Origin of the sequence: Rhizobium sp. BK418, assembly GCF_004341105.1 — a bacterium.
GTDB lineage: Bacteria > Pseudomonadota > Alphaproteobacteria > Rhizobiales > Rhizobiaceae > Rhizobium.
In genome coordinates this window covers 205036-222450 of sequence record NZ_SLZK01000003.1, presented here as the reverse complement: position 1 = coordinate 222450, position 17415 = coordinate 205036, and the positions used below count along the sequence as shown (strand labels likewise).

19 protein-coding genes and 1 pseudogene are annotated in these 17415 nt (G+C 60.5%); 15 read left to right on the top strand and 5 right to left on the bottom strand.

Going from position 1 to position 17415, the window contains the following annotated elements; genetic code table 11:
• The first annotated feature begins 12 nt into the window (after positions 1–12).
• The 7 genes from hemP (at position 13) to EV281_RS12555 (ending at position 5013) form a co-directional block, all read left to right on the top strand.
• On the top strand, positions 13–198 hold the full coding sequence (gene hemP, locus EV281_RS12585) for a hemin uptake protein HemP (RefSeq protein WP_132653438.1): 186 nt from the start codon (positions 13–15) through the stop codon (positions 196–198).
• A gap of 20 nt (positions 199–218) precedes the next feature.
• On the top strand, positions 219–1268 hold the full coding sequence (locus tag EV281_RS12580; protein WP_132653437.1) for a ChuX/HutX family heme-like substrate-binding protein: 1050 nt from the start codon (positions 219–221) through the stop codon (positions 1266–1268).
• Positions 1269–1279: 11 nt separating this feature from the next.
• Positions 1280–2209, top strand: a complete 930-nt coding sequence (locus tag EV281_RS12575) for a hemin ABC transporter substrate-binding protein (RefSeq protein WP_132653436.1) — start codon at positions 1280–1282, stop codon at positions 2207–2209.
• A gap of 1 nt (position 2210) precedes the next feature.
• Complete coding sequence (locus EV281_RS12570; protein WP_132653435.1) at positions 2211–3320, top strand: iron ABC transporter permease; 1110 nt, start codon at positions 2211–2213, stop codon at positions 3318–3320.
• A 10-nt stretch (positions 3321–3330) separates the two neighbouring features.
• Positions 3331–4125: a heme ABC transporter ATP-binding protein gene (locus EV281_RS12565; protein ID WP_132653434.1), complete on the top strand. Its 795-nt coding sequence runs from the start codon at positions 3331–3333 to the stop codon at positions 4123–4125.
• 133 nt (positions 4126–4258) lie between these two features.
• Entirely contained in the window at positions 4259–4603 is a 345-nt protein-coding gene (locus tag EV281_RS12560; RefSeq protein WP_132653433.1) for a DUF883 family protein, read from the top strand.
• Between the two features lie 8 nt (positions 4604–4611).
• Positions 4612–5013 (top strand): hypothetical protein, encoded by a 402-nt coding sequence (locus EV281_RS12555; RefSeq protein ID WP_132653432.1) that lies wholly within the window; start codon positions 4612–4614, stop codon positions 5011–5013.
• 136 nt (positions 5014–5149) lie between these two features.
• Here the strand turns inward: EV281_RS12555 and EV281_RS12550 are convergent, their stop codons facing one another.
• Both EV281_RS12550 and EV281_RS12545 read right to left on the bottom strand, forming a co-directional pair.
• On the bottom strand, positions 5150–5704 hold the full coding sequence (locus tag EV281_RS12550; RefSeq protein ID WP_132653431.1) for an RNA polymerase sigma factor: 555 nt from the start codon (positions 5702–5704) through the stop codon (positions 5150–5152).
• Between the two features lie 8 nt (positions 5705–5712).
• A complete protein-coding gene (locus EV281_RS12545; protein WP_132653430.1) occupies positions 5713–5919 on the bottom strand; it encodes a NepR family anti-sigma factor in 207 nt (68 codons plus the stop codon).
• A gap of 275 nt (positions 5920–6194) precedes the next feature.
• On the opposite strand from EV281_RS12545, the gene EV281_RS12540 reads away from it, so the two are divergent.
• The 4 genes from EV281_RS12540 (at position 6195) to preA (ending at position 11333) form a co-directional block, all read left to right on the top strand.
• On the top strand, positions 6195–6989 hold the full coding sequence (locus tag EV281_RS12540; protein WP_132653429.1) for a response regulator: 795 nt from the start codon (positions 6195–6197) through the stop codon (positions 6987–6989).
• Between the two features lie 191 nt (positions 6990–7180).
• The gene (locus EV281_RS12535; RefSeq protein ID WP_207896875.1) at positions 7181–8176 is read left to right on the top strand and encodes an HWE histidine kinase domain-containing protein; all 996 of its coding nucleotides are present in this window, start codon (positions 7181–7183) and stop codon (positions 8174–8176) included.
• A gap of 466 nt (positions 8177–8642) precedes the next feature.
• Positions 8643–10004, top strand: a complete 1362-nt coding sequence (locus tag EV281_RS12530) for an NAD(P)-dependent oxidoreductase (protein WP_132653428.1) — start codon at positions 8643–8645, stop codon at positions 10002–10004.
• A gap of 15 nt (positions 10005–10019) precedes the next feature.
• Positions 10020–11333, top strand: a complete 1314-nt coding sequence (gene preA / locus EV281_RS12525; protein WP_132653427.1) for an NAD-dependent dihydropyrimidine dehydrogenase subunit PreA — start codon at positions 10020–10022, stop codon at positions 11331–11333.
• A 65-nt stretch (positions 11334–11398) separates the two neighbouring features.
• Here the strand turns inward: preA and ftrA are convergent, their stop codons facing one another.
• Positions 11399–12379, bottom strand: a complete 981-nt coding sequence (gene ftrA / locus EV281_RS12520) for a transcriptional regulator FtrA (protein ID WP_132653426.1) — start codon at positions 12377–12379, stop codon at positions 11399–11401.
• A 92-nt stretch (positions 12380–12471) separates the two neighbouring features.
• Here ftrA and EV281_RS12515 point away from each other — a divergent pair, with 92 nt between their 5' ends.
• Entirely contained in the window at positions 12472–12903 is a 432-nt protein-coding gene (locus EV281_RS12515; protein WP_132653425.1) for a rhodanese-like domain-containing protein, read from the top strand.
• Positions 12904–12922: 19 nt separating this feature from the next.
• On the opposite strand, the gene EV281_RS12510 is transcribed toward EV281_RS12515, so the two are convergent.
• Positions 12923–13945, bottom strand: a complete 1023-nt coding sequence (locus EV281_RS12510; protein ID WP_132653424.1) for an NAD(P)-dependent alcohol dehydrogenase — start codon at positions 13943–13945, stop codon at positions 12923–12925.
• Positions 13946–14047: 102 nt separating this feature from the next.
• On the opposite strand from EV281_RS12510, the gene EV281_RS12505 reads away from it, so the two are divergent.
• Complete coding sequence (locus EV281_RS12505) at positions 14048–14947, top strand: LysR family transcriptional regulator (protein ID WP_132653423.1); 900 nt, start codon at positions 14048–14050, stop codon at positions 14945–14947.
• A gap of 63 nt (positions 14948–15010) precedes the next feature.
• Here EV281_RS12505 and EV281_RS12500 read toward each other — a convergent pair whose 3' ends face one another.
• The gene (locus EV281_RS12500; protein ID WP_132653422.1) at positions 15011–15649 is read right to left on the bottom strand and encodes a TetR family transcriptional regulator C-terminal domain-containing protein; all 639 of its coding nucleotides are present in this window, start codon (positions 15647–15649) and stop codon (positions 15011–15013) included.
• 300 nt (positions 15650–15949) lie between these two features.
• Between EV281_RS12500 and EV281_RS12495 the strand changes: the two genes are divergently transcribed.
• A complete protein-coding gene (locus tag EV281_RS12495) occupies positions 15950–17203 on the top strand; it encodes a Zn-dependent hydrolase (protein ID WP_132654272.1) in 1254 nt (417 codons plus the stop codon).
• Positions 17204–17243: 40 nt separating this feature from the next.
• A pseudogene (locus tag EV281_RS31605) lies at positions 17244–17402 on the top strand (DUF559 domain-containing protein); the annotation flags it as partial.
• Positions 17403–17415 lie beyond the last annotated feature (13 nt).

Below are 17415 nucleotides of genomic sequence, written 5' to 3'. Positions count from 1 at the left end.
AAGCCAACAGAAATGATGGTTGAAAAGCCAGATACCTTTAAGCTCGCAACACTGCGGAACGAACCTGCGGTGGCCGAAATTCGCGTTCTCGAAAGCGGCGATCTTTTTGCCGGCACCAACGAGATCATGATCCGGCACGACGGCGTGATCTACCGCCTGAAGATCACCCGTCAGGGCAAACTCATTCTCAACAAGTAAGCTTCATAGCAGGGTAGAACATGACCGAGCAAACCAGACCGGCACCAGCAGAAATCCGCGCGTTCCGCGCTGAAAACCCGAAGATGCGGGAACGCGACGTTGCCGCGCAGCTGAAGATTTCCGAAGCCGCCCTCGTTGCGGCCGAAGTCGGTATCAGCGCTATCAGGATCGATGCTGGCGCCATCAAGCTTTTGGAGCGTGTGGCGGATCTCGGGGAAGTCATGGCTCTGTCGCGCAATGAAAACGCCGTGCACGAGAAGATCGGCGTTTACGAGAACATCTCGACCGGCATGCACAATGCGATCGTGCTCGGCGAAAACATCGATCTGCGCATCTTTCCGAGCCGCTGGGCGCACGCCTTCGCCGTCACCAAAAAGGACGGCGATACCGAGCGTCTGAGCCTCCAGTATTTCGACAAAACCGGCAGCGCTGTTCACAAGATCCATCTGCGCCCGGCATCCAATGTTGAGGCCTATCACCGCATCGTCGCGGAGCTGAAGCTCGCCGATCAGAGTCAGGAATTCGCTGAAGCCGAAGCCTCCTTCTCCTCCGACGAGGGCGGCAATGTCACGCAGGAAGAACTGCGCGACAACTGGAGCAGGCTCACCGACACGCATGAATTCTTCGGCATGCTGAAGCGCCTGAAGATCGGCCGTCAGGCCGCCGTGCGCTCCGTTGGCGACGACTATGCCTGGAAGCTCGACAATACCGCGACGGCCGAGATGATGCAGGCTTCCGTCAAATCAGGCCTGCCGATCATGTGCTTCGTTGCCAATAGCGGCATCGTGCAGATCCATTCCGGCCCGATCTTCAACATCCAGCCGATCGGTCCGTGGCTCAATATCCTCGACGAGACTTTCCATCTGCATCTGCGGAGAGACCGCGTTGCCGAGACCTGGGCCGTACGCAAGCCGACCAAAGATGGCCATGTCACCTCGCTCGAAGCCTATGATGCTGATGGCAACATGATCATCCAGTTTTTTGGTAAGCGGAAGGAAGGCTCCGACGAGCGGGCTGAATGGCGCGGCATCATGGAAAGCCTGCCGCGGGCAGCAAGTGTGGCCGCATAAGGATCAGAGCGATGAAGATGCTTCAACACCTGCGCCGGATCCACCTCTGGGAACTTGTCTTGACGGCAGCTGTGATGGCGCTGCCGCTGATCCCGACAACACCGGCGGGCGAAACCTATGCTTTCGTCCGTGCCGCCCATGCTGAGGAAATAAAGCTCGACACATCGCGTCTGGTTTCGGTCGGCGGCGACGTCACCGAGATCATCTATGCACTCGGCGAGGAAAACAGGCTGATCGCCCGCGATACGACGAGCATGTATCCGGAGGCGGCATTGAAGCTGCCTGACGTCGGCTATATGCGCGCCCTTTCGCCAGAAGGCATCCTTGCCATGAACCCGACGGCAATCATCGCTGTCGAGGGCTCCGGCCCGCAGGAGGCGCTGAACGTTTTGAAGAATGCCAGCGTGCCCTTCGAGACCGTTCCGAATGCCTATACGCGCGACGGTATCATCGCGAAGATCGATCGCGTCGGCACGCTGCTGAATGTGCCGGAGAAGGCGAAGGCACTTGAGGAAAAGGTCGGCGCCGATCTCGATGCCGCCGTTACCGACGCCGCGAAACGCTCGGAGTCCGAGCGTAAGCGCGTCCTCTTCATCCTCAGCGCCCAGAACGGCCGCATCATGGCTTCGGGCACCGGCACCGCTGCCGACGGCGTCATCAAGCTCGCAGGCGCCATCAATGCGATTGGCGAATTTCCGGGCTACAAGCCGCTGACCGACGAGGCGATCATCAACGCCAAACCTGACGTGATCCTGATGATGGACCGCGGCGATGGCGCAGGCACGAAGAACGAGGATCTGCTTGCTCAGCCCTCGATCGCGCTTACCCCGGCCGGCGAGAAGAAGGCGATCATCCGCATGGATGGGTTGCACCTCCTCGGCTTCGGCCCGCGCACGGCAAGTGCTGTCCGCGAACTCAACGCGGCAATCTACGGGGGCTGATATGGCCGTTCCGGAAGCCATGATGGAAAACAGACGATTCCTTTCGGCGGTCTTCCACCGAAGCCGGCAACCGGGCGACAGAACCGAACTCGCCCTGCTGGCAATTGCCTTGCTCATCGTGGCTTCCGTCTTCGCCCTGCTCTTCTCCATCACCACAGGCGCATCGGACGCTTCCATTCTCGACGTGGTGAGAAACATGGCGGGCAACGAAACGGCGCTCAGCGCCCGTGACCGGATCATCATCTTCGACATCCGCCTGCCGCGCGCCATCCTCGGCTTTCTGATCGGCGGATCGCTTGCCGTCTCCGGCGCCGTCATGCAGGGCCTGTTCCGCAATCCGCTGGCCGACCCCGGCCTCGTCGGCGTCTCCTCCGGCGCCGGCCTCGGCGCTGTCGTGATGATCGTACTCGGGAGCACCGTCGCCGCGCCTCTTTACCTGGCGCTCGGCATCTATGCCCTGCCGCTTGCAGCCTTCGGCGGCGGCCTTGCCACGACATTGCTGCTCTACCGGGTCGCCACCAGGAACGGCCAGACCTCGGTCGCCACGATGCTGCTTGCCGGCATTGCGCTCGGCGCTCTTGCCGGCGCGCTGACCGGCGTGCTGATCTATATGGCGAACGACCAGCAGCTGCGCGATCTCACCTTCTGGGGCATGGGCTCGCTTGCCGGCGCTACCTGGATCAAGATATCAGCAGCCGGTCCCATCATCCTCCTATCCTTCATCGCCCTGCCCTTCATGGCGCGCGGCCTGAACGCCATCACACTTGGCGAAGCGGCCGCCTTCCACATGGGTGTGCCCGTCCAGCGGCTGAAGAATATCGCCATCGTCACGGTCGCAGCCGCAACCGGAGCCTCGGTTGCAGTCAGCGGGGGCATCGGTTTTGTCGGCATCGTCGTGCCGCACATCCTGCGCATGGTGATCGGCCCCGACCATCGCTTCCTGCTGCCGGCCTCGGCCCTGCTCGGTGGCTCATTGCTGATCTTTGGCGATGTGCTCGCCCGCACCATCGTCGCGCCGGCCGAACTGCCGATCGGCATCATCACCGCGGCCGTTGGCGGCCCCTTCTTCCTCTGGATCCTGGTGCGGCAGCGCTCGCGCCTTGCCCTTTGAGTTTCTATCAATGATCGAACTTTCCGGCGTCAGCGTGCGCCTTTCCGGCAAGACCATCGTCCAGGATGTCGCCTTCACCGCAAGGGCGGGCCAACTGACCGCCGTCGCCGGTCCCAATGGCTCCGGCAAGACGACGACGATGAAAGCCGTTTCCGGCGAGCTTGCCTATGACGGTTCGGTGCGGCTGAACGGCGAAGAGGTGCGCAGGCTGAAACCATGGCAGCTTGCCTCCGTCCGTGGCGTCCTGCCCCAGTCAAGCGCCATCTCCTTCCCCTTCACGGTGCGCGAGATCGTTCGCATGGGCCTGACCTTCGGCCTCCACCTGCATCCGGATCAGGCGGACGAGATCGCTGCAAGGGCGCTTGCATCAGTCGATCTCGGCGGCTTCGAGGCGCGCTTCTATCAGGAACTGTCCGGCGGCGAGCAGCAGCGCGTGCAGCTGGCTCGCGTCCTCTGCCAGATCGCCGAACCGGTCGTGGACGGCAAGCCCTGCTGGCTGCTGCTGGACGAGCCGGTTTCCAGCCTCGATATCAGCCATCAGCTGACGATCATGAGGCTCGCCCGCGGTTTCTGCGAGCGCGGTGGCGGGGTGATCGCCGTCATGCACGACCTCAACCTGACAGCCTATTTTGCCGACAGGATCGTGCTGATGAAATCGGGCCGGTTGGCTGCTTCCGGCAATATCCGCGAAGTGCTGACAGACGAGATCATACAGTCCGTTTTCGCCTGTCCGTTGCGCGTTAACAAGGTGCCACCAGACGGCACGCCCTTCGTGCTCGCCCAAAGCGCGCTTGCCGCCGACTGAGGAACCTTTCCGGCGCAAATGCGTTGTGGGCAATGATTTGGGTCAAAGCCGGGCGCTCTCGTTCATGCCATTGACGGTGCTGACCCGGATAAAACCGGGCGGCGCCTATCCGCGCCAAGCTATGGAGACAATCATGGCCTACTCCTTCTTCCAGTCCAGCCGCAGCCGCCGCAACGGCGCTCTCCAAAATCTCGAAGCCAGTATTGAAGACCAGATCGAAACCCTGCGCGAAGAGATCGCCGAACTGACCCATGCTCTCGGCAAGACCTCGCGCCGACAGGGCGAGAAACTGCGTTCGCAGGCATCCGCAAGCTATGAGGACTTCCTTGGCCGGAGCGAAGATCTGTTGAACGAGTTGCAGCAGCGTTACCTGCGCAGCGCCGGCGAAATGCGCAAGACGGTCCGCCGTCATCCGCTGGCAACGATCGGCGCCGCTGCTGCCTTCGGCGTGCTCGTCGCCATGCTCGCCCGCCGCTAGGAGGCTCGATGCTCTTCCAGATCCTGAGCCTGCTCGTAGGCACGAGCGTCCACCGCACGGTAGAACGCACCAAGCGCAATGGCATCTTCATCGCCGTTGCGTTGCTTTTTCTGCTGACTGCCTATGCGCTTGCCGTCACCGCCGGGGCCATCTGGCTCGCCGGCATCTATGGGCCGATCGGTGCTTCGGTTTTCCTGGCAGCGTGTGCGCTGCTGATCGCGATCATCGTCTTCGTTGTCATGGCGATCATCAATGCCCGAGAGGCCCGCCGCGCCCGCGAACGCCGGGCGACACTTGAATCTCTGGCAACCATCGGCGTCGGCCTTGTCCGCGCCCAGCCGCTATTGACCGCAGGCATCGTGGCCGCGCTCGTTGCTGCCAATCTGGTCGGTTCGAAGCGGGAGGACTGACCACCCAAGCGAATGATCGCACTGATGCGGTGACAAGGCTTTCGGAAAGCGATGCCGGAAAACAGCTCCTCGGCACAAAACAGAAAGCCGGCGCCCGTAGGCAGCCGGCTATGTTTCAACTCAAGAAACGAGCTGGTCAGAAGGCAAAGGCCTTCGAGGTCAAGGGCGCCGACGTCGCATCCGGGCCGAAATCCGCCTCGCCGGAAATCTGCAGGAGTTCCTGCAGACGCTGTCGCGCACGGTTCACGCGGCTCTTGATGGTACCGACGGCGCAACCGCAGATTTCCGCCGCTTCCTCGTAAGAGAAGCCCGAAGCGCCGACGAGAATGATCGCTTCGCGTTGATCCGGCGGCAGCTGGTTCAGCGCCTTCTTGAAGTCCTGCAAATCAAGCGCGCCGTATTGGGATGGGTGCGTTGCCATCGATTCGGTAAACAAACCATCGCTGTCCTGCACTTCGCGGCCGCTCTTGCGCATCTGGCTGTAAAGCTCGTTGCGCAGGATCGTGAAGAGCCAGGCCTTCATGTTGGTGCCCATCTCGAAATGGTCCTGCTTGGCCCAGGCCTTCATGATCGTATCCTGAACCAGGTCGTCGGCACGGTCATGCCGGCCGATCAGCGATATGGCAAAAGCACGAAGGCTCGGCAGGGCCGCCAGGAGTTCGCGCTTGAAGCTCGGTTGCGCTTTTTCCATGCGGATTCCTATTCGGCCATTTTTGCGGAGGCCATCATTTCGGCCTGGTCGAGCTTCTCGAGCAGGTCGAGGAAGCGATCGGGAATAGCTTCCTCCTGCGCGGCAGCATAGAGCGACCGCAACCTGACACCGATTTGATTGTTCGGATCCAGTATGTCGCTCGCCCGCACTTCCAGCTGGCGTTCGTCTGCTGCCTCTGTCTTTTGTGTCGTCATTAATTGATCACTTCTTGCCTGTTGTCTTGGGATGAAAGGCAAAGTCTGCTGTGAAAGCCAAATGGAATGGATATTCGATCGATCAAGCCAGTTCTTCCGAACCGTTGATGCCGTAGATTCAATCCGCTCACATAAGTCAAAACGTGACGCCCTTCTTTGTCGGCTAGAATAATGCAACGCGGCAAAAATAGTTCCTCACCTCAGGAACTTTTTTATGAAGATCGCGTTGTCAGGTCATTGTAGCAATTTTATCTGCCTGCATACGGGAGTTTTTAATGACCCTTTCCACTCGAATTGCGCCGCACCTTCCTTATCTGCGTCGTTATTCTCGCGCTCTCACCGGCACTCAGACCTCGGGCGATGCCTACGTCGCCGCCGTCCTGGAAGCGATCATCGCCGATCTCACCATTTTCCCGGATACCGCGAACGACCGCGTTGCACTCTACAAACTCTTCACGCAATTGTTTGGTTCCACTGCGGTCGAGATTCCGGAGCCCTCCTCTCCCTATGCGTGGGAACAGCGCGCCACGCTGAACCTTTCGAAGGTCTCGCCGCTCGCCCGGCAGGCGTTCCTGCTTGCTTCGGTCGAGAATTTCCGCATCTCGGAAATCGCCGACATTCTCGAAACAAGCGAGGAAGAAACCGTGCAGCTCCTCGACAAGGCTTCGCACGAGATCTCGCGTCAGGTGGCGACCGATATCATGATCATCGAGGACGAGCCGCTGATCGCCATGGATATCGAGCAGATGGTCGAAAGCCTCGGCCATCGCGTCACCGGCATCGCCCGCACCCACAGCGAAGCGGTCGCGCTCTACAACAAGACGAAACCGAGCATGGTACTGGCCGATATCCAGCTTGCCGACGGCAGCTCAGGCATCGATGCCGTCAACGATATTCTGAAGACCTCGAGTGTTCCGGTGATCTTCATCACCGCTTTTCCGGAGAGATTGCTGACTGGAGAGCGTCCGGAGCCCACCTTCCTCGTGACCAAGCCCTTCAATCCCGACATGGTCAAGGCCCTGATCAGTCAGGCGCTTTTCTTCAATGAAACGACCCGTGTGGCGGCCTGAAGCGTGAATTTTGACCGCTCCGGAACCATTCCGGCAACGATGCGTTCCGGCTCTGCCGGAGCGCATTGGAGGCTTTAACGGTTTTTTGCGGCGCTTGCTTTTAGAATGACCGGCAGTTTTGTCGGGAGGGACAATCCCTCCATATGTCTAAGGGACTGAGGAAAGGCGGCCGAGTGAATACGACTGGACCATTGTCCGGAACGCCTTTCACCACCGAAGGCAAGGCGGTCATTATGGAGCGCGCGCTCGCCAGTGCCGCTATCTCGATCCTGTATCAGGACGCGAGCCTTGCCATAATCTATGCCGAAAACCTCCCTCCCCATTTTGAGAAACGATTTGTCGCCGGTGGCGATGACGGCTCGCTGTTTGGCGAAACACACGGCAAGTCCCTTGTCGCGATGAAACAGAGAGTGCTTGAGACCGGCGCTTCCAGCAATGCCGAAGTCGATGTTACAATCGATGGCGAAGTCAGGACGTTCGAACTGAAAGTTCAACGCACCGGCGATCGCAGCAATTACGGCCTGCTCTCCGTTATCTCGGAAGTCACCGAAAGCCGGCACCGCGAAAAGGTGCTGAAATCGCTGCTGCGCGAGCTTTCCCACCGCTCCAAGAATCTGCTTGCCATCATCCAGGGCATCGCCACGCAGACCGCTCGCAATACCATTTCTCTCGATGCTTTCCTGGTGAAATTCCGCGGGCGCCTTCAGTCACTCTCCAACTCTCAGGATCTGGTCACCGATTCCAGCTGGCGCGGCGCCTTCCTGTTCGAGCTCGCCGAAAAACAGTTCGCGCCCTATTGGCCGGAAACATCGGGCTCCATGCCGATTTTTGGCATCAATGCCCATCTGACACCGAACGCCGCCGTGCATCTTGGTCTGGCTCTGCATGAACTGATCGTCAATTCTGCCTCTTATGGCGCAATTGCCAGCGGGGCGACGTCGGTCACCCTGAACTGCCGGGAGGCAAAGATCACCGGCCGCCGGGCAATCGAGCTCGCCTGGGTGGAAATCCTTCCAAACAGGGACGATGTGCATGAGTTCAGCGAAAACAGTTTCGGCCGCACAGTGCTGGAGCGTGTGGTACCCTCCTCCGTCAATGGCAAGGCCGAACTGACACTCGCACCCGGCCGCATTGAATATCACCTGACGGTCCCGGAAACGGAATTCGAAATCCTCAAACGCTCCTGAGATGTTTGCTTTTCACGCAATTGCGGACGCAAAACCACTGCACAACTTCGCTGGAATTGCTCCGGCCCAAACGAAAAACAGCCGGTGCGAGGGCGGCGCACCAGCTGTCTTCACTCACCGGGAGGGGACCGTGAGTACGTCCGAATGATGGGTTGGGGGCGCGCATGTTGGGTCGATGCGGTCATCATTCGGATACCGCATTAACTACGGGCGTTAACTTTGGTTCCGCCTGTTCGGAAAAAAAATTGGACTTTCGTCAATTTTTTTCGTGACCGGAAATCCCGGTTGCTGCGCCGGTCCGCCCAACAGCAGGGCAAGGATTGCTCGAAGAATCATCTTACAAAATAAAATCAATAAGTTAAACGGCAGGAACGAAAGGAAATTGCCGAAATTTTACCGTTTGATAAATTTTTGAACCTGAGTTACGATTCCCTCACTAGTCGTTACCAATAAAGAGGGAACTTCAATGGAACGCCTGGAAACTGGGATTCGTGCCGGCCGGCTTTCGTCCGCCGAGTACGAGGCTAATTTTTCCGATCTTCATCCGCGCCTCGACAATCACGAAGCGCTGGTCGCAGCTGACCGCTGCTATTTCTGTTATGACGCGCCGTGCATGACGGCCTGTCCCACCTCGATCGACATTCCGCTCTTCATCCGCCAGATATCGACCGGCAATCCCCTGGGTTCGGCGAAGACCATTTTCGACCAGAACATCCTTGGCGGCATGTGCGCCCGCGTCTGTCCCACCGAAGAGCTCTGCGAGCAGGCCTGCGTGCGCAACACGGCCGAGGAACGGCCGGTGGAGATCGGTCGCTTGCAGCGCTACGCGACCGATGCGGCCATGGCTGCTGGCAAGCAGTTCTATCGGCGCGCGGAACCGACCGGCAAGAAGATCGCCGTCGTCGGCGCCGGCCCCGCCGGCCTCGCTGCAGCCCACCGCCTCGCCGTAAAAGGCAATGAGGTCGTCATCTATGATGCCAGGCCGAAATCCGGCGGCCTCAACGAATATGGTATCGCCACCTACAAAACGGTCGATGACTTCGCCCAGAAAGAGGTCGATTACGTCCTTTCCATCGGCGGCATCGAAGTGAAGCACGGTGAGCAGCTCGGCCGCGATTTCTCCCTCGCCGATCTCCAGAGCCGGTATGACGCCGTCTTCCTCGGCCTCGGCCTTGCCGGCGTCAACGCGCTGCGCGTCGACAACGAAAATCTGTCCGGTGTCGTTGATGCCGTCGATTTCATCGCCGCCCTCCGCCAGGCCGGCAACAAGGGCGACATCGCCATCGGCCGCCGCGTCGTCGTCTTGGGTGGCGGCATGACGGCAATCGATGCCGCCGTGCAGGCAAAGCTGCTCGGCGCCGAGGAAGTGACGATCTGCTACCGCCGCGGCAAGGAACATATGAACGCTTCGGAATTCGAGCAGGATCTCGCAACGTCAAAGGGCGTCATCATCCGCCATTGGCTGGCCCCGAAATCGATCATCTCGCAGGATGGTAAGGTGGCCGCGATCGAGGTGGAATATACGGCTCTCGTTGATGGCCGCCTCACTAGCACCGGCGAGACCGGCGTGATTGCCGCCGACCAGATATTCAAGGCGATCGGCCAGACCTTTGAGGCTTCCGGCCTAGGCGCGCTGCGCATGGAATCCGGCCGTATCGCCGTGGATGCCGAAGGCCGCACATCGATCGAAGGTGTGTGGGCCGGCGGCGACTGCGTCTTCGGCGGTGAGGATCTCACCGTATCTGCCGTCGCGCATGGCCGCGATGCGGCCGAATCCATTCACCGCGCCCTCACTGCCGCAGCCGCTCCGGCTGTCGCGGTCGCCTGAAGGGGAGAATGACCAATGGCTGATCTCCGCAATAATTTCGTCAGCATCAAGTCTCCGAACCCCTTCTGGCTCGCCTCCGCACCGCCGACCGACAAGGCTTATAATGTCGAGCGCGCCTTCAAGGCGGGCTGGGGCGGCGTCGTCTGGAAGACGCTGGGCGAAGAAGGTCCGCCGGTCGTCAACGTCAACGGTCCGCGCTACGGGGCGATCTGGGGCGCCGATCGCCGTCTGCTCGGACTGAACAATATCGAGCTCATCACCGACCGCGACCTGCAGACCAACCTGCGGGAAATGAAGCAGGTCAAGATGAACTGGCCGGACCGGGCGCTTGTCGCCTCGATCATGGTTCCCTGCGAGGAACAGGCCTGGAAGGCGATTCTGCCGCTGGTGGAAGAGACCGGCGCCGACGGGATCGAACTGAACTTCGGCTGTCCGCACGGCATGTCCGAGCGCGGCATGGGCTCGGCCGTCGGCCAGGTGCCGGAATATATCGAAATGGTCGTGCGCTGGTGCAAGCAGTACACGCGCATGCCTGTCATCACCAAACTGACTCCCAATATCACCGATATCCGCCGGCCGGCGCGGGCCGCCAAGGCCGGCGGCACGGATGCCGTCTCGCTCATCAATACGATCAATTCGATCGTCTCGGTCGATCTTGACAATTTTGCCCCGAACCCGACCGTCGGCGGCAAGGGCAGCCACGGCGGTTATTGCGGTCCGGCCGTCAAGCCGATCGCGCTGAACATGGTCGCCGAGATTGCCCGCGATCCGGAAACCTACGGCCTGCCGATCTCCGGCATCGGTGGCATCACCACCTGGCGCGATGCGGCCGAATTCCTGGTGCTCGGCGCCGGCAACGTGCAGGTCTGCACCGCCGCCATGACCTATGGCTTCAAGATCGTACAGGAGATGATCACGGGCCTCTCGGACTGGATGGACGAAAAGGGCCACAGGACCCTCGACGACATCACCGGCCGCGCCGTGCAAAACGTCACCGACTGGCAATATCTCAACCTCAACTACATCGCCAAGGCGAAGATCGATCAGGACGCCTGCATCAAATGCGGCCGCTGCTACATTGCCTGCGAGGACACCTCGCACCAGGCGATCACCAATTTCGTCGATGGCGCCCGCCATTTCGAGGTGATGGAAGAGGAATGCGTCGGCTGCAATCTCTGCGTCAGCGTCTGCCCTGTCGAAAACTGCATCACCATGGAGCAGCTTCCCGCTGGCACCCTTGACAAGCGCACCGGCAAGGTCGTCGACCCGAACTACGCCAACTGGACGACGCACCCGAACAATCCGATGGCGCGCCAGGCCGCGGAGTAAGTCCTCCGAAAAGCCTGATGAAAAAGCCACCCATCTACGGCGGCTTTTTCTTTATCCGTCGGCCCTCAAAGCCCGAACGACTTCCTGTAAGCGCTCGGGCTCGTGCCGAGCCGCCGGCGGAAATGGTGGCGCATGGTCGCGAGCGTGCCGAAGCCACTGGCGGCGGCAATATCGTCGAGCGATACGGCAAGCTCCTTCTCCAGAAGGTCGCGCGCATGCCGCAGCCGCTCCTTCAGCAGCCATTCGCCGACACTGTCGCCCGTCGCCGCCTCGAAGCGGCGCTGGAAGGTGCGCATGCTCATCCCGGCCTTGCCGGCGAGCAGGTTGATCGGCTGCTCCTCCGATAGCCGCTCGCGCATCCATTCGATCAGCGGTCCAAGACGAATGCCTTCTCTTTCCTCCGGCACGGGAGCCGCGATGAATTGCGCCTGCCCGCCTTCGCGATGCGGCGGAACGACGAGTCGGCGCGCCACGCTGTTGGCGGCATCGGGGCCGAAATCCCCGCGTACCACATGCAGGCAGAGGTCGATACCGGCGGCACTACCCGCTGCCGTCAGAATGCTGCCCTCATCCATGTAGAGCACATCGGCATCGAGCGCGATGTCTGGGTACCGCGCAGCAATCGAAGCGACATAGCGCCAGTGGGTCGTCGCCCGCCGCCCGGCGAGCAGGCCGGCAGCCGCAAGCACGGCGACACCCGAACAGAGCGACATCACCCGCGCTCCCCGTTCATGCGCAACCCGCAAGGCAGCGATCAAAGGCTTCGGCACCGGTGCATCGATTGCCCGCCAGCCCGGCGCGATAATGAGGTCCGCCTCGCCAAGCAGTTCCAGTCCCTTATCGACGGCAACGGTCAGGCCGCCTGCCGCGCGCAATGGACCGGGTTCGATGCCGGCCACAGAGAAGCGATACCAGTTCGCCCCCATCTCCGGCCGCGACAGGCCGAAGACCTCATAGGCAATGCCGAATTCGAAGGTGCAGAGCCCGTCATAGGCAAGCGCCACCACATGCGGTCCGTGGGTCGGGTCAACATCCGATTTTGGCATGATCTTTACGCTATCCGTCGTGATGGCCAATTTCGTCCATCACTAGCATCGGCAATAATCGGCGGCAACCAAAGGCAAGAAAGGACAAGATCATGCCGAGCCCCGTTTCCGACATCCCCGCAGCAGCCCCTGAAGCCGCCGCCGAACATTTTTCCCGCAAGCTCGCCTTCGAGACGGATTGCTCGGATGTGAACGCCGCCCTTACTTCGGGCAAGGTCGATTTCGTATTGCTCGACGTCCGCTCGCCGGCGCTCTTCGCCCTTTCGCATATCCCCGGCGCCCTCAACCTGCCGCACGGCAAGATGACCGCGCATCGCATGTCGGAATGGCCTTCGGACACGCTGTTTGTTGTCTATTGCGCCGGGCCGCACTGCAACGGCGCGGATAAGGCGGCACTGCGCCTCTCCCGCCTCGGCCTGTCCGTCAAACTGATGATCGGCGGTTTGACCGGCTGGGCGGATGAGGGTCTTGCTTTCGAAGGCGAAGCAAGCGCTGCCGCCTCATCCAGGCTCCCTTCTCATTGAGGGGAAGGGAAACCGCCGCTTAGAACTCAATCACGACCTTCCCGAAGGGGCCGCGATAGAGATGCTCGAGCGCTGCGGGGAATTCCTCGAAAGCACAACGCTTGTCGATGACGGGCTTCAGTCCAGTCTGGTCAACCGCCCGGACGAGACCCTCCAACGCCCGACGATGACCGACGGAAATACCCTGCACCACGGGCGCCTTGAGCAAGAGCTGGGCAGCCGGACCGGACACTTCGAAACCTTCGAGAACGCCGATGACCGAGATGCGGCCATTGACCGCCACGGCTTTCAACGCCTGACCGAGATGCGCACCGCCGACAATCTCCAGGACATGGTCGGCGCCGTAGCCGTCGGTCAGCGAATAGAGCCGCTCCACCCAGTCACCGTCGTTGCGACTGAGCGCATGATCGGCGCCAAGGGCAACGGCGCGTTCCAGTTTTTCCGCGCTGCCTGATGTGATGAAGACCTCCGCCCCATGCGCCTTGGCGATCTGCAGTCCGAAGAGCGCAACGCCGCCCGTGCCCTGTATCAGTACCTTGTCGCCGGCCTTCAAGCCGCCGCGCTCGATCAGCGCGAACCACGCCGTCAGTCCAGCACAGGGCAAAGTACTCGCCTCAGCCGCATCCACCGTGGCAGGTGCGTGCGAATACCATTCCTCGGAGAGCACCGTGTATTGCGAAAGAACGCCGGGATAGAAGCCACCGCGCGTTTTGTAAGGCGGCGTGCGGGCATCGCCCAAGCCGCGTCCGTCGATCCAGTCGGGCGAGAAAGTCGAGATCACGCGATCTCCCGGCTTGAAACGGGTAACATCGGGACCGACGGCTTCCACGACTCCGGCCATGTCGGAAGCCGGCACGAAGGGAAATTGCAGCGGCAATCCCATGCCGGTTTCCATCACCAGCCTGTCGCGAAAATTCAGCGAAACCGCCTCCGTCCGCACGAGAATCCTATTGCTCGAAACCGGCTCCAGTCTCCGCTCGCCGATCGCAAGTTTTCGCTCCGGTCCAACCATGTCGATCTGCCATTGCCGTGTCGTCTGCATTGTCTCGCTCCTTGTCCGATTGCAGGAAGCGAAACATATCGTTGAAGTTTTCTCTCCAGTTGCGATATTAATTCGCCAGACTGGTTCCCATGAGGAAACAATATGGAGCATCTGAAAGGCATTTCGATTTTCGTCGAAGCCGTCGAGGCTGGCGGTTTTTCGGCAGCGGCGGAGCGGCTTCATCTCACGCGCTCAGCCGTCGGCAAGACCATTGCACGCCTGGAGCAACGGCTCGGCGTGCGCCTCTTCAATCGCACGACACGCATGCAAAGCCTGACGGAGGAAGGCCGCTTTTTCTATGAGCGCTGCCTGCGCGCGGTCGAGGAAATCCGCCTTGGCGAGGCAATGCTGGAATCAGGCCGCCGCAGCGTGCGCGGCCGGTTGCGCATCTCGATGCCGGTGCTCTTCGGTCGCCTCTGTATCGCACCTGTTCTGGAGGATCTGCTCGATGAACATCCCGAGCTCGAACTCGACCTTTCCTTCAACGACCGCATCGTCGATCTCATGGAGGATGGATTCGATCTTGTCATCCGCAACGGCCCGCTGAAAGACCATCCCGATCTGATGGCCCGCGCCGTCGCTCGCCAGCGAATGACCGTCTGCGCATCGCCTGCCTATCTGGAAAGACATGGCATACCGCAAACGATTGCCGATATTCCCCGCCATCAAGGCATCGTCTACAGACGTGGCGACTATGAAAGGACCTGGATTTTCCCGACGCCCGATGATCGGTGGCGGGAGGTCCAGCCGAAGACACGGCTGCGGCTCGACGATCTCGCAGCCATCTCGGATGCGGCGGTCGCAGGACGCGGCCTTGCCTGGCTGCCTTGTTGGCTGGTACGCGAAAGCGTGGCCTCCGGTCATCTCGTCCAGGTGCTGAAACACGAAGAGCCTAATATCTTCGATGCACATGCCCTTTGGCTGCGCTCGCCGATTATGCTGCCGAAGGTAAGACTGGCGATCGACACGCTGGCGGCCCGGCTTCCGGCAATGATGGGCTGAGCAGAAACGCTGTAATTGAAAGGATCACGGAGATTCTTCTCCGCGTGCGCTCCGGACAGCCTTTCAATCAGGCCGCAAGCCACCGATGAAAAGTTGCTCCAGAAAACGCGCCGCGTCCTCGAAGCGCCCGTCGCCGGAATGCTCTTCGCCGAGCACGGCGCGAACCTGTACATCGAAATCGGCATAGTGCTGCGTTGTCGACCAGATCGAAAAAATGAGGTGGTAGGGATCGCAGCGGACGATCTTGCCACTTTTGATCCAGGTGCGGATGACGGCCGCCTTTTCATCGACCAGCTCTTTCAGCGGTCCTTTCAGCATATCGAGAACATGCGGCGCGCCCTGCAGCATCTCGTTGGCAAAGAGCCGGCTCTCGCGAGGGAAATCGCGCGCCATCTCGAGCTTGCGCCTGATATAGCTGCGAATCTCCGATTCCGGATTGCCTTCCGCATCGAAAGCCCTCAACGGCTCCAGCCAGTTGAAGAGTACCCGGTCGATCAGCGCCCGGTGCATGGCCTCCTTTGTGCGGAAATAATAAAGCAGGTTCGGCTTCGACATGCCCGCCACCTCGGCGATCTGGTCAATGGTCGAGCCGCGAAAGCCACTGACCGAAAACACGTCCAGCGCCGCTTCCAGGATCTGCTCTTCCTTCTCTTCCTGGATTCGCGTTCGCCGAAGTGTCTTCGCCGCTCTCGGTATGGCCATTCGCTCTTTTCCCCTTGAAATTCAACTCCTTCGCTCAAGATTGGAAGAGCAGCCTCTCCTGCCGCTTTAATAGGCAATTGCCCGCATTTTTGTCTGTATTTTTCGTGATTTTCGTCTTGAGCGCAGCGATGGAAGTTGTAATGTTTACCAATCGGTCAAATTATCTGCCAGATAAAAAACAAAGGCAACTGGCGATTTTCCGACGCTGACAGAACAACAAGCCAGCAGCGGAACTTGACCACGGGAACAGGCAGGCAGGCACATTGCATGACTGCCGCAAAACAGGTGAGGACTTTCAGTATGGTGGCAGCGCCAGGCGAAAACATGCGTGTCAACGGAGACCGTCTCTGGGACAGTCTCATGGACATGGCGAAGATCGGCCCGGGAATTGCCGGCGGCAACAACCGCCAGACGCTGACGGATGCGGACGCTGAAGGCCGCAGCCTTTTCAAGACATGGTGCGAAGAGGCCGGCATGACTCTCGGCGTCGACAAGATGGGCACGATGTTTGCAACGCGTCCCGGTACCGATCCCGATGCCCTTCCCGTCTATGTCGGCTCGCATCTCGACACCCAGCCAACCGGCGGCAAGTATGATGGTGTGCTCGGCGTGCTCGGCGCCCTCGAAGTCGTCAGGACGATGAATGACCTCGGCATCAGGACGAAGCATCCCATCGTCGTCACCAACTGGACCAATGAGGAAGGCGCACGCTTTGCCCCAGCCATGCTGGCATCAGGGGTCTTTGCGGGCGCGCACAGCCTGGACTTCGCCTATAACCGTAGAGATCCTGATGGCAATCTCTTCGGCGACGAGCTGAAGCGCATCGGCTGGGTCGGCGACGAAGAGGTCGGCGCGCGCAAGATGCACGCCTATTTCGAATATCACATCGAGCAGGGGCCGATTCTCGAAGCCGAGAACAAGCAGATCGGCGTCGTCACCCACTGTCAGGGTCTGTGGTGGCTGGAGTTCACGCTGACCGGCAAGGAGGCCCACACGGGCTCGACGCCGATGAACATGCGCGTCAATGCCGGCCTTGCCATGTCGCGTATCCTGGAAATGGTCCAGGGCGTCGCCATGGGCGAACAGCCGGGCGCCGTCGGCGGTGTCGGTCAAGTCTTCTTCTCGCCGAACTCCCGCAACGTGCTGCCGGGCAAGGTCGTCTTCACCGTCGATATCCGCTCGCCCGACAAGGCCAAGCTCGACCGCATGCGGGCAAAGATTGAGGCCGAAGCGCCAAAGATCTGCGATGCATTGGGTGTCGGCTGTTCCATCGAGGCGATCGGCCATTTCGAGCCTGTCACCTTTGACGAAAAGCTCGTCACCTCCGTCCGCTCCGCCGCCGAACGCCTTGGCTACAGCCACATGAACATCATCTCCGGCGCCGGCCACGACGCCTGCTGGGCCGCCAAGGTCGCGCCCGCGACGATGGTGATGTGCCCATGTGTGGGTGGGCTCAGCCACAACGAGGCGGAAGAGATTTCCAAAGAATGGGCGACGGCGGGCGCCGATGTGCTGTTCCATGCGGTGGTCGAGACGGCGGAGATTGTAGTGTGATGTCTACTATCGCGCCCGGAGCCCCCTCATCCGACCCTTTTGGCTCAACGCCAATGGCTATTCCGTCCTACGCTTCTAGAATCAGGAAATCTTGCGCGAACCACGCTCGGTCCTCGAAACAATCCTGGCTGCAATAGAGGGCCGCCTCGAGTTCAGCGCCAAACTGCCGGATTTTTATTCGCCTGCCAAACAACGATAAAGAATAGGGAACG

What these genes read in the sequence shown, in the direction of transcription:
- hemP (WP_132653438.1), top strand. Translation starts at nt 13, where the DNA reads ATGATGGTTGAAAAGCCAGATACCTTTAAGCTCGCAACACTGCGGAAC.
- EV281_RS12580 (WP_132653437.1), top strand. Translation starts at nt 219, where the DNA reads ATGACCGAGCAAACCAGACCGGCACCAGCAGAAATCCGCGCGTTCCGC.
- EV281_RS12575 (WP_132653436.1), top strand. Translation starts at nt 1,280, where the DNA reads ATGAAGATGCTTCAACACCTGCGCCGGATCCACCTCTGGGAACTTGTC.
- EV281_RS12570 (WP_132653435.1), top strand. Translation starts at nt 2,211, where the DNA reads ATGGCCGTTCCGGAAGCCATGATGGAAAACAGACGATTCCTTTCGGCG.
- EV281_RS12565 (WP_132653434.1), top strand. Translation starts at nt 3,331, where the DNA reads ATGATCGAACTTTCCGGCGTCAGCGTGCGCCTTTCCGGCAAGACCATC.
- EV281_RS12560 (WP_132653433.1), top strand. Translation starts at nt 4,259, where the DNA reads ATGGCCTACTCCTTCTTCCAGTCCAGCCGCAGCCGCCGCAACGGCGCT.
- EV281_RS12555 (WP_132653432.1), top strand. Translation starts at nt 4,612, where the DNA reads ATGCTCTTCCAGATCCTGAGCCTGCTCGTAGGCACGAGCGTCCACCGC.
- EV281_RS12550 (WP_132653431.1), bottom strand. Translation starts at nt 5,704, where the DNA reads ATGGAAAAAGCGCAACCGAGCTTCAAGCGCGAACTCCTGGCGGCCCTG.
- EV281_RS12545 (WP_132653430.1), bottom strand. Translation starts at nt 5,919, where the DNA reads ATGACGACACAAAAGACAGAGGCAGCAGACGAACGCCAGCTGGAAGTG.
- EV281_RS12540 (WP_132653429.1), top strand. Translation starts at nt 6,195, where the DNA reads ATGACCCTTTCCACTCGAATTGCGCCGCACCTTCCTTATCTGCGTCGT.
- EV281_RS12530 (WP_132653428.1), top strand. Translation starts at nt 8,643, where the DNA reads ATGGAACGCCTGGAAACTGGGATTCGTGCCGGCCGGCTTTCGTCCGCC.
- preA (WP_132653427.1), top strand. Translation starts at nt 10,020, where the DNA reads ATGGCTGATCTCCGCAATAATTTCGTCAGCATCAAGTCTCCGAACCCC.
- ftrA (WP_132653426.1), bottom strand. Translation starts at nt 12,379, where the DNA reads ATGCCAAAATCGGATGTTGACCCGACCCACGGACCGCATGTGGTGGCG.
- EV281_RS12515 (WP_132653425.1), top strand. Translation starts at nt 12,472, where the DNA reads ATGCCGAGCCCCGTTTCCGACATCCCCGCAGCAGCCCCTGAAGCCGCC.
- EV281_RS12510 (WP_132653424.1), bottom strand. Translation starts at nt 13,945, where the DNA reads ATGCAGACGACACGGCAATGGCAGATCGACATGGTTGGACCGGAGCGA.
- EV281_RS12505 (WP_132653423.1), top strand. Translation starts at nt 14,048, where the DNA reads ATGGAGCATCTGAAAGGCATTTCGATTTTCGTCGAAGCCGTCGAGGCT.
- EV281_RS12500 (WP_132653422.1), bottom strand. Translation starts at nt 15,649, where the DNA reads ATGGCCATACCGAGAGCGGCGAAGACACTTCGGCGAACGCGAATCCAG.
- EV281_RS12495 (WP_132654272.1), top strand. Translation starts at nt 15,950, where the DNA reads ATGGTGGCAGCGCCAGGCGAAAACATGCGTGTCAACGGAGACCGTCTC.